Source organism: Caulobacter sp., from assembly GCF_965279145.1.
GTDB lineage: Bacteria > Pseudomonadota > Alphaproteobacteria > Caulobacterales > Caulobacteraceae > Caulobacter.
Genome location: NZ_OZ257139.1, coordinates 947,220 through 961,285, shown reverse-complemented (window position 1 = coordinate 961,285; position 14,066 = coordinate 947,220). Strand labels below are relative to the sequence as shown.

The window sequence follows — 14,066 nt, the reverse complement described above, 5'->3', positions numbered from 1 at the left end:
CCGCCGCGGTTCGGCTCAAATGCCGGACCGCGGCGGCGGCGATCAGATCCAAACGCCGCCGTATCGCGGGCGGACGTCAGAAGGTTATCCATTGAGCAGGCCAGACCGCGCCCGGGGCGCCACCATCGTCGATGTCGCCCGCCTCGCGGGCGTTTCGCGCATGACGGTGTCGCGGGTGATCAATGACGGCGCCAAGGTCCGGGACGCCACGCGCGAGGCGGTCCTCGCCGCGATCCGCGAGCTGAACTACGAGCCGAATCTGGCGGCTCGCAACCTCGTCACCGCCGGCGAACTGCGGATCGGGGTGATCTACTCCAATCCCAGCGCCGCCTTCATGAGCGACTTCCTGATCGGCGTGTTCGAAGAGGCCACCAGCGCCGGCGCCCGGCTGATCCTGGTGCGGGGCGAGAACGGCCAGGCGCCCGCCGCCCGCGAGCTTGAGCGCCTGGTGGGCTCGGGCGTCCACGGCGTGGTGCTGGCGCCGCCCCTGGGCGAGTCGGCCATCGTGCGCGACATCCTCCGCGCCGCCCATCTGCCCGTGGCGGTGGTGGCCGCCGGGCGTCCGCCGACCGACGCCATCAATGTCCGCATCGACGACCGCCAGGCCAGTCACGCCATGGCCCGGCACCTGCTGGATCTGGGCCACCGCAGGATCGGCTTCATCGCCGGGAACCCCGACCAGAGCGCCAGCGCCGAGCGCCTCGAGGGCGCGCGGGCGGCGATCGCGGCCGTCGACGGGGCCCAGCTGATCCTGGCCGAGGGCGCCTTCACCTATGGGTCGGGCCTGCGCGCGGCCGAGCAGCTGCTCGATTCCGACGCGCCGCCCACCGCGATCTTCGCCAGCAACGACGACATGGCCGCCGCCGCCGTATCGGTGGCCCACCGCCGACATCTCGACGTGCCCCGCGACCTGACCGTGGTCGGGTTCGATGACACGACCGTCGCCACCACCCTGTGGCCGCCGCTGACCACAGTGCGCCAACCCGTGCGGCAGATGGCGGCCGTGGCCCTGGATCGCCTGATGCGCGCCCTGCGATCAACCGACCCGTCGGCCGACACCGCCGCTGAATATGTCCTGGACCACGTGCTGATCGCGCGCGAGTCCACCGCCCCTCCACGCGCCGTCGCCGGCGCGAAAGCCCCCCAAAGGTCATCCCATGCCTGAGCCGTCTCCCGACATGGCGCCCGACCGGGGCCCCGATCTGGAACGCGCCACGGTCGGGAGGGTGACCCGGCGGCTGATGCCGCTGTTCTGCCTGATGTACCTGATCGCCTATATCGACCGGCAGAACGTGTCGTACGCCAAGCTCGACATGGTGCACGCCCTGGGCTTGACCGAGGCCGCCTACGGCCTGGGCGCGTCGCTGTTCTTCATCGGCTATTTCCTGTTCGAGGCGCCGTCCAACCTGATCCTGGCGCGCGTGGGCGCGCGGGTGTGGTTCGCGCGGATCATGTTCACCTGGGGCCTGGTCACCCTGGCCCTGGGCTTCACCCAGAACGCGACGATGTTCTACATCCTGCGGTTCCTGCTGGGCGTCACCGAGGCGGGGTTCTTTCCGGGCGTGCTCTACGTCCTGACGCTGTGGTATCCGCAGGCCCATCGCGCGCGGATGGTCGGGCTGTTCATGATCGCCAGCGCCGCCGCCAACGCCGTTGGCGCGGCCCTGGGCGGCCTGCTGCTGGATCTGGACGGCACCCTGGGACTTGCGGGATGGCAGTGGGTGTTCCTGGTCACCGGCATCCCGGCCGTGCTGCTGGCCCCCTATGTGCTTTGGCGCCTGCCCGACGGTCCGACCCAGGCCAAGTGGCTGCCGCAGGTCGAGAAGACCTGGCTGGCCAAGGTTCTGGACGCCGAGCGCGGCGAGGCGTCCGACGACCATCGCGGCGCCTGGAAGGCGATGTTCGATCCGCGCGTGCTGCTGCTGGCGGGCCTGTATATCGGCATGCCGCTGGGCGCCTACGGCCTGAGCTACTGGCTGCCGACCATCGTCAAGTCGTTCGGCGTGTCCAACAGCGTCAATGGCTTCATCAATGTCATTCCCTGGCTGTTCGTCGCCGTGGCGCTGTGGATCGTGCCGCGCCACGCCGCCCGCCACGGGGCCAGCGCCTGGCACATCGCCGGACCCACCCTGGTGGCCGCCGTCGCCCTGATTCTCAGCGTGGTCCTGCCGGGCGCGGCCCTGAAGTTCGCCATGCTGTGCATCGCCGCGCCGGCCGTCTTCGCGGCCCAGCCCGTGTTCTGGAGCCTGCCGCCCAGCTTCCTCAGCGGTCCCCGGGCGGCGGCCGGCATCGCGGCGATCAACGCGATTGGCAATCTGGGCGGCTTCATCGCCCAGAACCTGGTGCCGATGGTGCGCGACGCGACCGGCAGCAACCTGGCGCCGATGCTGGCGCTGGCCGCCGTGCTGCTGGTGACCAGCGCCCTGATCTTCGTGGCCATGGCCCAGCTCGACAAGGCGCGGGCGAGGGTCGGGTGAGCCCGCGCCCTGAACCACGACGGACAGACGTGACGGGACCGCTGCCATGAGCCGCAAGATCCGCAATCTTCGCTGGTGGATGATCGGGCTGGTCATGCTGGGGGCGGTGATCAACTATCTGGCCCGCAGCACGCTGGGCGTGGCCGCGCCCACCGTGCTGGCCGATCTTCACATCGGGCCGCGGGAATATTCGTGGATCACCGGCGCCTTTCAGCTGGGGGTCATGCTGCAGCCCCTGTGCGGCTATGTGCTCGATTCCATCGGGCTGAAGCTGGGCTTCGCCCTGTTCGCCACCGCCTGGTCGCTGATCACCATGGCTCATGGCCTGGCGGGCAACTGGCAGGTGCTGCTGGGGCTGCGGGGCGCCCTGGGCGCGGCCGAGGGCTGCGCGCATCCGGCGGGCATGAAGGCGGTGTCGATCTGGTTCCCGGCCCGGGAGCGCGGCCTGGCCGGCGGGGTCTACAACATCGGCGCGTCGATGGGTTCGGTGCTGGCCCCGCCGCTGGTGGCCTGGTCGATCCTGGTCTGGAACTGGCGGGCGGCCTTCCTGGTGGCCGGCGTCCTGGGCCTGGCCTGGGTGGTTCTGTGGCTGCTGGCCTACCAGTCGCCCGACAAGCACAAGGCCCTGTCGGACACCGAGCGCGACCTGATCGTCGCCGGCCAGGAGGCCCATCTTGAGGACGGCGGGGCGCGGCCCTCGATGCTCAGCCTGCTGGGGCGGCGCAATTTCTGGGGCATCGCCCTGCCCAGGTTCCTGGCCGACCCCACCTGGGGCACGCTGTCGTTCTGGATCCCGCTGTACCTGACCACGGTCCGGCATTTCGAGCTCAAGCAGATCGCCCTGTTCGCCTGGCTGCCGTTCGTGGCGGCCGACATCGGGTGCCTGTTTGGCCCGATGGTCGTGCTGTTCCTGCAGAGGCGCGGCGTCAGCCTGGTCAACGCCCGGCGCGGGGCCTTCACCCTGGGCGCCCTGCTGATGACCAGCATGATGTTCGTCGGCCGGGTCGAGAGCCCGTATCTGGCCATCGCCCTGCTGTGCCTGGGCGGCTTCGCCCACCAGACCCTGTCGGTGACGGTGATCACCATGTCGTCGGACCTGTTCCGCCGCAACGAGGTGGCGACCGTGGCTGGCATGGCCGGGTTCTTCGCCAATCTGGGGGTGCTGATCTTCTCGCTGCTGATCGGCGGGCTGGTGGCCACCGTCGGCTATGATCCGTTCTTCGTCGCCCTGGGCGTGCTGGATCTGGCGGGCGCGGCGCTGTTGTGGATTCTCGTCCGCGACCCGGCCGCGCCGTCGGCCTCCAGGTCCGCCACGGTCCCCGCCCTGTAGAGTTCCCATGCCGCAAGCCACGATCTCGAACCCGATCCTGCGGGGCTTCAATCCCGACCCGTCGATCATCCGCGTCGGCGAGGACTATTACGTCGCCACCTCGACCTTCGAGTGGTTTCCCGGCGTGCAGATCCACCATTCGCGCGACCTGGTGAACTGGCGGCTGCTGACCCGGCCCCTGACGCGGGCCAGCCAGCTGAACATGCTGGGGGCGCCCGACGGCTGCGGCGTCTGGGCCCCGTGCCTGACCCATGCCGACGGCCGGTTCTGGCTGATCTATACCGACGTCAAGCGCTATGGCCGCACGACCGTTGGCGGGGCGTCCGGCGCGTCCCTGCGCGACTTCCACAACTATCTGGTCACCGCCGACAACATCGAGGGGCCATGGACTGATCCGGTGTACCTCAACAGCAGCGGCTTTGACCCCTCGCTGTTTCACGACGACGACGGCCGCAAGTGGTTGCTGAACCAGCTGTGGGACCACCGGCCGGGCCGCAACCGCTTCGCCGGCATCGTGGCCCAGGAATATGACCCGGCCACCGCCACCCTGGTCGGCGCCCGAAAGCTCATCTTCGCCGGCACGTCGCTGGGCCTGACCGAGGCGCCGCACCTCTACAAGCGCGACGGCTGGTATCACCTGATCACCGCCGAGGGCGGCACGGGCTTTGGCCACGCGGTGACCATGGCCCGCTCGCGCGCCCTGGAAGGCCCCTACGAGGTCCATCCCGACGGCCCCGTCCTGACCGCCCGCGACCGGCCGCACGTGGCGCTGCAGCGCGCCGGTCACGCCGACCTGGTCGACACGCCCGACGGCCAGACCTGGATGGCCTATCTGTGCGGTCGTCCCCTGCCCAATCGCGGCCGCTGCGTGCTGGGGCGTGAGACGGCGATCCAGCCGATGGTCTGGGGCGACGACGGCTGGCTGCGCACGCGCGATGGGTCCGGCGATCCGGAACTGAACCCGCCGTCGCCCGGCCTGCCGCCCGCGCCGTTCCCGCCCGGGCCCGAGCATGAGACCTTCGACAGTCCTGACCTTCCGCTGGATTTCCAGTGGTTGCGATCGCCTTTCTCGCAAGAGCTGTTCAGCCTGACGGCCCGCCCCGGCTGGCTGCGCCTGTTCGGTCGCGAGACGATGGGCAGCCAGTACCGCCAGGCGCTAGTCGCCCGCCGCCAGCAGGCCCACTGCTATTCGGCCGGGACGGTGATGGACTTCGCACCGGAGCACTTCCAGCAGTCCGCCGGGCTGGTCTGCTATTATGGGGCCAGCAAGTTCCACTATCTGTTCGTGTCGCGCGACGACGAGCACGGACGGCACGTTCAGGTGATGTCGGCCCTGCCCGACAGCCCCCAGGCCGACGCCTTCACCACGCCGATCCCGCTGCCGGACGAGGGCCTGGTCCACCTGCGGGTGGAGGTCGACTTCGAGCGCCTGCGTTTCGCCTTCAGTCTGGACGGCGAGGACTGGACCTGGCTGCCCGAGGGGTTCGACGCCTCGATCCTGTCGGACGAGGCCACCGCGCCCGGCGCGCCCAACTTCACCGGGGCCTTTGTCGGCATGGCCTGCCAGGACCTGTCGGGCGCGGCGCGACCGGCCGATTTCGACGGCTTCCGCTATGTCGAGCGCGCCTATCAACCCTAGTTGTCGCGAAAGGCCGCGACGCCCGCCAGAAACGAAGAACGCCCCCCGCCGGGTGGGCGGAGGGCGTCAAATCTTCAGGCGTTTGGCCGGCGGATCAGGCGGCGGCGGCGGTCTTGACCAGCGACTTGGTCAGGATGCCGATGGCGGCCTCGCGGTCGATGCGCTCGATAGCGGCGACTTCCCGGGCCATGCGGTCCAGGGCCGATTCATAGAGCTGACGCTCCGAATAGGACTGTTCCGGCTGGTTCTCGGCGCGGTGCAGGTCGCGGACGACCTCGGCGATCGAGATCAGGTCGCCGGAATTGATCTTGGCTTCGTATTCCTGGGCGCGACGCGACCACATGGTGCGCTTGACCCGGGCGCGGCCCTTCAGGGTGGTGAGGGCCTGGCTGACGACATTGCCCTCTGCCAGCGGGCGCAGGCCGGCGGTCTTGGCCTTCTTGGTCGGAACGCGGAGCGTCATTTTCTCGTGGTCGAAGGTGATGACGTAGACTTCGAGCGACATCCCGGCCACTTCCTGGGTCTCGATGCCCTGGATGCTGCCCACGCCGTGCGCGGGATAGACGACGTGGTCGCCGACCGAAAATTCCAGACCGCTCTTGCTCATGTTCGTCCTCATCAATGCGAGCCCAAAGGGCCCGGAACACCGTCATTCCCGATCCGCCAATAGAGACGGCTCGGCGTCCGCGAAATCTGGGCGCGGGAGCCAAGCCAGGACAGGATTTGGAATTAACCTCTAAGACACCCTTCGCCTTCGATCGGGCGTGCCGGTAGAACGGCTCTTCGACAAAAAACGGACAGCCGCGAATTGCCGCAACCGTCACGTTGGCTGCGACAATATCATAAAATTCAGCCTCATGAAAGGCTTGCGGCCCCGAAGGGGGCTCGGGACGGCCCGATCAGGAGCCTTTGCCGGGCTTTTCGCTGAAGTATTTCTCGAACTTGCCGGTCTCGCGCTCGAAGTCGTCGCGGTCGGCGGGCGGCGTGCCCTTAACCGTGATGTTGGGCCACACCTTGGCGTAGTCGGAATTGATCCGCAGCCACTTGCCGTCGGCCTCGTCCTCGGTGTCGGGCTTGATCGCGTCGACCGGGCACTCGGGTTCGCAGACGCCGCAGTCGATGCACTCGTCCGGATTGATGGCGAGGAAGTTCTCGCCCTCGTAGAAGCAGTCGACCGGACACACCTCGACGCAGTCCATGTATTTGCAACGGATGCAGGCGTCGGTGACGATATAGGTCATCGAGAACTCGATTGATCTGACGGAGCGCGGGCGCGGGGCGTTTTCCAAGGCGCGGCCCTGGTTGTCAATGCGGCTTGCTCGAGATGGGATACAGGAATTCTGCTTCCGTCCCCAGAGAAGGGGGCCGGGGCGTCATGTCGCGCGACCTTGGGTCGTATGGTCGCTCATGATTTCTTATCCAAAATAACCGCAATCTCCGAGCGAGGAAACGCTCAAAGAAAACAATGTCGAGAACCCGACACATGATGAAGACGACCGTGGAGGTCAGGCGTTTGCCCGAGTCCGGAACCGGGCTGGCCAGCCTGGCCGACGCACGCGCCGCCGCGTTCTCGGAATTCGTCCGCCAGCTGCCGTTCGCGGCGGCCCTGCTGGATCGCGACCTTCGTCTGCTGGCCGTGAGCCCGGAGTGGGCGGCCCATGGTCTGGCCCCTGATCTTCGCCCCGGCGTAGACGCCCGTCGCGCCCTGGTGGCCGCCGAGGATGTCCTGAGCCTGATGAAATGCGTCGATGAGGGCGAGGCCTTCTCGCGCTATCTGCCGGTGACCGATCCCGACGGCGTTCAGCGCTTCTGGCGCACCGAGTTCAGCGCCTGCCGCGATGACGGCGCGCTGCCCTATGCGGTGATGGTCACCGCCCGCGACGTCACCGGCTATGCCGAGGCCACCCTGCGGGCCGAGCGCGACCAGCAGCGCCTGCGCATGGCGCTGGAGCTGGATGGCCTGCTGGTTCGCGAATACGACATGAAGACCCGCGAGCTGGCGTTCTCCGGCGCGACGCCCGAGCTCGAGGCCTGGTGCCGATTCAAGACCGATCCGCTGGAGATCATCCACCCCGACGATCGCGACCGGGTCTCGGCCCTCGTGGCCGCCCGCAAGCCTGGCGAGACGGGCGTCTACGAGTTCCGGCTCAATCGCGACGACGGGGTCGAGACCTGGGTGCGCTCGGCCAGTAAGGTGCTGATCGGCTCCGACGGCCAGCCGGAACGCCTGGTCAACCTGTTCAAGGACATCACCGACCGCCGTCGCCAGACCGAGGCGGTCGAGACCCTGGCCTTCAAGGACACCCTGACCGACCTGCCCAACCGGGCCTTCTTCCAGCATCGGTTCCAGGAGGCGGTCAGCGCCTCGGAGCTGATGGGCGAGATGTTCGGCCTGATCATGATCGACGTCGATCACTTCAAGGACATCAACGACACCCTGGGCCATGACGCCGGCGACGCCCTGCTCAAGCGGCTGGCCGAAATGCTGCGCCACGCCTTCCGCGCCGACGACACCGTGGCCCGCCTGGGCGGCGATGAGTTCGCGGTGATCCTGCGCGGCCTGCACAGCGAGGCCGACATGCTGCGGCCGATCAGCACCCTGCAGAATTTGCTGCAGCGCCCGATCGAGCACGGGGGACGCAGCTTCACGGTCAGCGCCAGCATCGGCGCGGCCCTGCACGGCGATCCCGACGCCGATCCCTCGCACATGGTCAAGAACGCCGACATCGCCCTCTACCGGGCCAAGGACGCCGGCCGGAACCGTAGCGTGGTCTTCCAGCCCTCGATGCGGTCGGAGCTGGAGCGTCGGATCGAGCTGCTGCGCGACGTGCGGGCCGGCATCGCGGCGGGCGAGTTCGTGCTGTTCTACCAGCCGGTGGTCGACGTGCGCGAGGGCGGTGTCGCGGGCTTCGAGGCCCTGATGCGCTGGGCCCACCCCGAGCAGGGCATATTGTCGCCGGCCAGCTTCATGGTGGCGTTCGAGGATCAGGACCTGTCGCTCAAGCTGGGCGACGTGGCCTTCGACGCGGCGCTGCGGCAGATGCGCGACTGGATCGACGCGGGCGTCGCGTTCGGCAGGGTGGCCGTCAACATCTCGGCCGCCCAGTTCCGCAGCGGTCGGCTGGCCGAGGAGGTCCAGGAGCGCCTGGCCCGGGCCAATGTGCCGTGCGACCGGCTGACCATCGAGGTGACCGAGAACGTCTATATGGGCTGGGGCTCGGACATGGTCAGCGAGACCGTCAAGCGTCTGCACGACGCCGGCGTGATGATCGCCCTGGACGACTTCGGCACCGGCTACGCCAGCCTGGCCAATCTGCGCCAGTTCCCCATCGATCGCCTGAAGATCGACAAGTCCTTCGTCCAGAACACCGAGGACGAGGCCATCGTGAAGGCGGTCATCACCCTGGGCTCTTCGATGGGCATGAAGGTGGTCGCCGAAGGGGTCGAGGACGCCGAGCAGCTGGCCAAGCTGATCAGCTATGGCTGCGATCAGGTGCAGGGCTATCACTTCGGCCGGCCGATGCCCGCGGCCGAGGTGCCGGGGTTCCTGGCGGGGTTTACGCAGTAAAGGGCAGATGCTCCCCTCTGGGGGAGCTGTCGCGGAGCGACTGAGGGGGCAGCGCCGGCGGGCCTGATTGGAGCTCCATCTGGGCCAACACCACGCTGCCCCCTCCGGCCCTCCGGGCCACCTCCCCCAAAGGGGGAGGATCTACCGCCTACTCCACCGCCTCATAAAGCGCCCGCGCCTCGCTCGCCGGTCCCCGCCGCTCGCCCGACGCCAGCACCCGCACGGCGATCAACCGCCCACCAAGCCCGAAAACCAGCACGTCGCCCGCCTTCAGCGCCCGCGACGGCTTGTCGACCCGGCTCTCGACGCCGCCGCGCGTCAGCCGGATCCGGCCCTCCTCGACGAACCTGCAGGCCAGGGAGCGGGTCTTGAAGAATCGCGCCCGCCACAGCCAGACATCGGCGCGGCAGGCGTCGTCCGCCTCCGTCACGAGGCGACGGCTTTCGGAGCGGCCTTCCGCCGGCGGGGCTTCTTGCGGCGGGGCGGCGGCTCGGTGAGCTGGGCCAGGGCCGCGAACGGGGAGTCCGGACGCGGGGCGATCCTGACCTCGGCCTTGGTCGCCCCGCGCCGCTTCCAGACGATTGGCGCGTCGGACTTGGGCCGGATGGCGGGGGTGTAGTCCAGCGCCCGCAGCACGGCCGAACCCTGCGCGGCCGTCCAGTCCAGGGCCTGCAGGGCCGCCTCGCTCAGGATGACGCCGCCGGGCTTCTGCTCGGCCCTCAGCAGGGCGTCCAGCCGCTCCAGCATCTCGACCGGAACCGTGAAGCCGCCGACCGCGCGCAGGCCGCTGGCGACCAGCTCTCGCGCCGTGGGGGCGGGTGAGGGCAGGGGGGCGAGCTTGCCCAGGTCGCCGCGCCAGCCGCCGGGGTTCAGCGCGCGGGCGCAGGCCATGGCCTCGGGGCGCAGCACGGCCGGCAGGAACAGGCTGAAGGCGCCGATGCGGACGCCCAGGGCCTTCAGGGTGCGGCGCTCGGCCTGGCTGAGGGCCTTCAGTTCGGGCTCGACGGGGCGCTTGTCCAGCAGGCCGCCGGCTTCCAGCAGCCGGTGCGCCAGGCCGCGCGGCAGGCCCCGCAGGTCGCCCCCGGCCAGGGCGCTCTGCAGCTTGCGAAGTCCCGCCAGCTTGTTGTCGACCTCGGCGGCCAGGAAGGCGTCCAGTCGCCGCTCGGCCCGCTCGCGCACGGCGGCGGGACCCAGCTCGCCCAGCAGCCGGGCGCGGGGTGACAGCAGTTCGCCGCCCCCTGATGTCGAGGACGATCGAACGACGCCGGCGATCTCGCCGCGCCACAGGATCGCGCCGTCGGGGCTGAGGGCGAAGGCGTCGTCGGGCTCGCTGGAAAGGGCGCCCAGGCGGCGCGCGATCTCGGGTCCCACGGCGCGGACGGCCGCGTTGCGCAGGGCCTTTTCCTCCAGCGCGCTGGCGCCCTTTTCCGGCGTGAAGGTGACGCCCGCCAGGTGGCCGACGACATGACCCTCTACCGTCACCGCGCCGTCCTGGCCGACACCGGCCAGCATGGTCTCGCGCTCGCCCAGTTGGCGCATCAGCACGCTGGTGCGCCGGTCGATGAACCGGGCCATCAGCTTTTCGTGCAGGGTGTCGCTGATGCGGTCTTCCAGCTGCCGGGTCACGCCCTGCCAGTGGGCCGGATTGGCCAGCCAGTCGGGGCGGTTGGCGATGTAGGACAGGGTGCGCACGCCCGACAGCCGGCCGGCCAGGCTGTCGATCTCGCCGTCGATGCGGTCCAGCGCCTTGAACTGGCTGCCGATCCAGTCCTCCGGCAGCCGCTTCTTGCCCGTGGTCAGGTCGTCGAACAGCGTCTTGACCATGCGCTGGTGGTCATCGTCGGTGGTCTTGCGGAAATCGGGCGTCTGGCACACGTCCCACAGCCGGATCAGGGCCGAGCGGTCGGCCTTGCAACGGGCGATGACGTCCTCGTGCTGGGCCAGCTTGCGCAGGGTGCGCTCGTCCAGCACCTCGTTGGACAGGGTCAGGCCCGCCCGGCCGGGGCCCTGGCCCAGGGACTTCAGAAGCAGCGGCAGCGATCCGAAATCCAGCCGTGCGTTGCGCCATTCAGCGGCGATGATCGGCTCGAACTGGTGGTTGACCACGCTCTCGACCAGATCCTCGTCCATCTCCTCGCAGTCGCCGGTGACGCCGAAGGTGCCGTCGCGGGTGTAGCGGCCGGCGCGGCCGGCGATCTGGCCCACCTCCTGCGGATGCAGCCAGCGGGTGCGCACGCCGTCGAACTTGCGCAGGCCGGCGAAGGCCACATGGTCGACATCCATGTTCAGGCCCATGCCGATGGCGTCGGTGGCCACTAGGAAGTCGACCTCGCCGGACTGGTAGAGCGCCACCTGGGCGTTGCGGGTGCGGGGACTCAAGGATCCCATGACCACGGCCGCCCCGCCCCTCTGCCGGCGGATCAGTTCGGCGATGGCGTAGACGGCGTCGGTCGAGAACGCGACCACGGCGCTGCGGCGGGGCAGGCGGGTCAGCTTCTTGGAGCCGGCGTAGGACAGGTTGGAGAACCGTTCGCGCGACACGATCTCGGCGTCGGGCAGCAGGCGACGCACCAGCGGGGCCATGGTCCCGGCCCCCAGCAGCATGGTCTCGTACTTGCCCCGGGCGTGCAACAGGCGGTGGGTGAAGATGTGGCCGCGCTCGGGATCGGCGCACAGCTGGATCTCGTCGATGGCCAGGAAGTCGACCTCGCGCCCCAGCGGCATGGCCTCGACGGTGCAGACGAAATAGCTGGCGCGGGGCGGGGTGATCTTCTCCTCACCGGTGATCAGCGCCACGCTGGCCTTGCCGCGCAGCTTGACGATCCGGTCGTAGATCTCGCGCGCCAGCAGGCGCAGCGGCAGGCCGATCATGCCCGAGGCGTGGCCCAGCATCCGCTCGACGGCCAGATGGGTCTTGCCCGTATTGGTCGGGCCCAGGACCGCTGTGAGCTTTGAGGGCGCTAGGCCTGTCGAACGGTCGCTCATGATGTCCTGAAGGTGGGGCGCGAATCGCGGGGAGGCAAGCGGGGCCGCTCCGCGCCGCGCCATGAAGCGATCCGCGTTGGTCCGCTGACGCGACTCGTGGTCGCAGGGAGCGATTTTTCACATCTTGTTTTCCAGGACCATCGCAACGGTTAAGATTGGTTTCCCAGACGAGGTCGATCGGCCGTGATGGAAAAAGCTGGACCGGGTGCGCGGCCCGGTCGCGAACGTGGTCTTGAGACCCGGATCGTGGGCGTGGCGCTGCTGTCCACGGTCGCGGCCCTCTTCGCGGCCTTCACCGTCTACCAGTGGCGCAACTGGAACGCTGACCGGCACGCCCTGGCGGATGAAGCCCTGGTGCTGGCCAATTCCGTGGCCAAGGCCGCCCATGCCCAGGTCGACGGCTCGCAGTTGTCCGGCGAGGACACCGTTCGCGAACTGATCGGCGCCAGCCATCTCAAGAGCATCGCCATCTATGCGCCCATTCAGGGCCAGCAGCTGCATTTCGGGCAGGCCTGGGCGACGATGATCGGTCCGACCGTTCAACAGGTCTCAACACCCCAGGCGCGGTATCGCGGCCTCGATCTGGAGGTGACGGCGCCTTATAGCGTCAAGGGGCGCCGGGTGGGGACAGTCGTCCTGGTGATCGATGGACGGGAGCTGCTGGACGCCAGGCTGCTCAACATCTTGATCGCCCTGGTACTGTCGGCGCTGGCGGTTGGCGGCGCCGGCCTCATGGCGCGCCAGCTTACCCGCCGGGCGCTTGGGCCGCTTCGAGACCTCGCGGACGCGATGGACGCCGCGACGACCTCGCATGATTTCAGCGCGCGCCTGCCGGTGGCGCGGACGGACGAGGTCGGGCGACTCACGGAGCGCTTCAATCGCCTGCTGGCCACCCTGGAGAACTCCGATCTGGACCTGAAGGGCGCCATGACGGAGGTCACCGCCGCGCGCGATGCGGCCGAGGGGGCCAATCGCCTCAAGCAGCGCTTCCTGACCAATATGAGCCACGAGCTCAGGACGCCGCTGAATGGCGTGCTGGGGATGAGCCAGGCCCTGCTGCGCGAGCCGATGATCCAGGTCCAGAGGGAGCGGGTCGAACTGATCGAGAAATCCGGCAACGCCCTGCTCACCCTGCTGAACGAGATTCTCGACCTGTCCGATCTGGACCAGGGAAATGTCCAGCTCGCCCACAAGGCCTTCGATCTGGAGACGATCATCGCCGGGGCCTGCGAAACCGCCAGCCTGATGGCCGAGGACAAGGGACTGGCTCTGGCGATCGACATCGCTCCGGAAGCGGCGGGCAACTGGCTGGGCGATCCCCGGCGCATCCACCAGCTGCTCTACAACCTGATCTCCAACGGCCTGAAGTTCACGGCGTCGGGGCGGGTCGAGGTCAAGGCCGCCGCTCGGGGCGATGAGCTTCTGCTGTCGGTCACCGACACCGGCATGGGTATCGATGCGAAGGTCCTGCCGCGTCTGTTCCAGTCCTTCACCCAGGCCGATGACACCTTGACCCGCGCCTTCGGCGGAGCGGGCGTGGGGCTGGCTGTCAGTCACCGCCTCGTGGAGCTGATGGGCGGGCGAATTTCCGTGGAGAGCGTGGTCGGTCGGGGCAGCGTGTTTTCGATCAGCCTCCCGCTGCAACGGGACAGGATCGACAGGCGGTCCGGGCCCGACGCCGACCGGATCGACGCCCTGCGCGTGCTGGTCGCCGAGGACAACGAGGCCAATCAGGTCGTGGTGCGCACCGTGCTGAATGCGCTGGGCATAGAGCCGGTCATCGTCGCCGACGGCCAGGCCGTGGTCGACGCCTGGAGCCAGGCATCCTGGGACCTGGTGCTGATGGATATCCAGATGCCCCTTCGAAACGGTGTCGAGGCGACACGGGAAATTCGGCGGCTGGAGGCTGAACGCGGCCTGGCGCCGACCCGCATCGTGGCGTTGACCGCCAACGCCCTCCCGCACCAGATCGAGATCTACACCGCCGTCGGCATGGATGGTCTGGTGTCCAAGCCGATCATGATCGCGGACCTGCAGGCGGCCCTGATCGGTGATCGGGCCGCCTAG

10 protein-coding genes are annotated in these 14,066 nt (G+C 68.9%); 6 read left to right on the top strand and 4 right to left on the bottom strand.

Translation table 11 applies throughout. The annotated features are described in order from the left end of the window. Positions 1-91 precede the first annotated feature (91 nt). The 4 genes from ACQY9P_RS04480 to ACQY9P_RS04465 are packed head-to-tail and all read left to right on the top strand — an operon-like array spanning position 92 to position 5,446. On the top strand, positions 92-1,165 hold the full coding sequence (locus tag ACQY9P_RS04480) for a LacI family DNA-binding transcriptional regulator (protein WP_421736465.1): 1,074 nt from the start codon (positions 92-94) through the stop codon (positions 1,163-1,165). 13 nt (positions 1,166-1,178) lie between these two features. Then, a complete protein-coding gene (locus ACQY9P_RS04475) occupies positions 1,179-2,477 on the top strand; it encodes an MFS transporter (RefSeq protein ID WP_421738257.1) in 1,299 nt (432 codons plus the stop codon). Between the two features lie 46 nt (positions 2,478-2,523). Next, on the top strand, positions 2,524-3,807 hold the full coding sequence (locus ACQY9P_RS04470) for an MFS transporter (RefSeq protein WP_421736466.1): 1,284 nt from the start codon (positions 2,524-2,526) through the stop codon (positions 3,805-3,807). A 7-nt stretch (positions 3,808-3,814) separates the two neighbouring features. Continuing rightward, a complete protein-coding gene (locus ACQY9P_RS04465) occupies positions 3,815-5,446 on the top strand; it encodes a glycoside hydrolase family 43 protein (protein ID WP_421736467.1) in 1,632 nt (543 codons plus the stop codon). A gap of 94 nt (positions 5,447-5,540) precedes the next feature. Here the strand turns inward: ACQY9P_RS04465 and ACQY9P_RS04460 are convergent, their stop codons facing one another. Both ACQY9P_RS04460 and fdxA read right to left on the bottom strand, forming a co-directional pair. After that, on the bottom strand, positions 5,541-6,053 hold the full coding sequence (locus ACQY9P_RS04460) for a CarD family transcriptional regulator (protein ID WP_421736468.1): 513 nt from the start codon (positions 6,051-6,053) through the stop codon (positions 5,541-5,543). A gap of 292 nt (positions 6,054-6,345) precedes the next feature. Then, positions 6,346-6,687, bottom strand: coding sequence for a ferredoxin FdxA (gene fdxA / locus ACQY9P_RS04455; RefSeq protein ID WP_421736469.1), 342 nt, complete (start codon positions 6,685-6,687; stop codon positions 6,346-6,348). 242 nt (positions 6,688-6,929) lie between these two features. Here fdxA and ACQY9P_RS04450 point away from each other — a divergent pair, with 242 nt between their 5' ends. Next, positions 6,930-9,014, top strand: a complete 2,085-nt coding sequence (locus tag ACQY9P_RS04450) for a putative bifunctional diguanylate cyclase/phosphodiesterase (protein WP_421736470.1) — start codon at positions 6,930-6,932, stop codon at positions 9,012-9,014. 148 nt (positions 9,015-9,162) lie between these two features. On the opposite strand, the gene ACQY9P_RS04445 is transcribed toward ACQY9P_RS04450, so the two are convergent. Both ACQY9P_RS04445 and ACQY9P_RS04440 read right to left on the bottom strand, forming a co-directional pair. Further along, a complete protein-coding gene (locus ACQY9P_RS04445; RefSeq protein ID WP_421736471.1) occupies positions 9,163-9,444 on the bottom strand; it encodes an RNA-binding S4 domain-containing protein in 282 nt (93 codons plus the stop codon). Beyond that, entirely contained in the window at positions 9,441-11,999 is a 2,559-nt protein-coding gene (locus ACQY9P_RS04440; protein WP_421736472.1) for a helicase-related protein, read from the bottom strand. The genes ACQY9P_RS04445 and ACQY9P_RS04440 overlap by 4 nt, the downstream gene beginning before the upstream one ends. A 186-nt stretch (positions 12,000-12,185) precedes the next feature. On the opposite strand from ACQY9P_RS04440, the gene ACQY9P_RS04435 reads away from it, so the two are divergent. Further along, on the top strand, positions 12,186-14,066 hold the full coding sequence (locus ACQY9P_RS04435; RefSeq protein ID WP_421736473.1) for an ATP-binding protein: 1,881 nt from the start codon (positions 12,186-12,188) through the stop codon (positions 14,064-14,066).

Bases quoted from the DNA above. Each gene is read 5' to 3' on its own strand.
- ACQY9P_RS04440 (WP_421736472.1), bottom strand. From the start codon at position 11,999: ATGAGCGACCGTTCGACAGGCCTAGCGCCCTCAAAGCTCACAGCGGTC.
- ACQY9P_RS04465 (WP_421736467.1), top strand. From the start codon at position 3,815: ATGCCGCAAGCCACGATCTCGAACCCGATCCTGCGGGGCTTCAATCCC.
- ACQY9P_RS04450 (WP_421736470.1), top strand. From the start codon at position 6,930: ATGATGAAGACGACCGTGGAGGTCAGGCGTTTGCCCGAGTCCGGAACC.
- fdxA (WP_421736469.1), bottom strand. From the start codon at position 6,687: ATGACCTATATCGTCACCGACGCCTGCATCCGTTGCAAATACATGGAC.
- ACQY9P_RS04435 (WP_421736473.1), top strand. From the start codon at position 12,186: ATGGAAAAAGCTGGACCGGGTGCGCGGCCCGGTCGCGAACGTGGTCTT.
- ACQY9P_RS04475 (WP_421738257.1), top strand. From the start codon at position 1,179: ATGGCGCCCGACCGGGGCCCCGATCTGGAACGCGCCACGGTCGGGAGG.
- ACQY9P_RS04460 (WP_421736468.1), bottom strand. From the start codon at position 6,053: ATGAGCAAGAGCGGTCTGGAATTTTCGGTCGGCGACCACGTCGTCTAT.
- ACQY9P_RS04470 (WP_421736466.1), top strand. From the start codon at position 2,524: ATGAGCCGCAAGATCCGCAATCTTCGCTGGTGGATGATCGGGCTGGTC.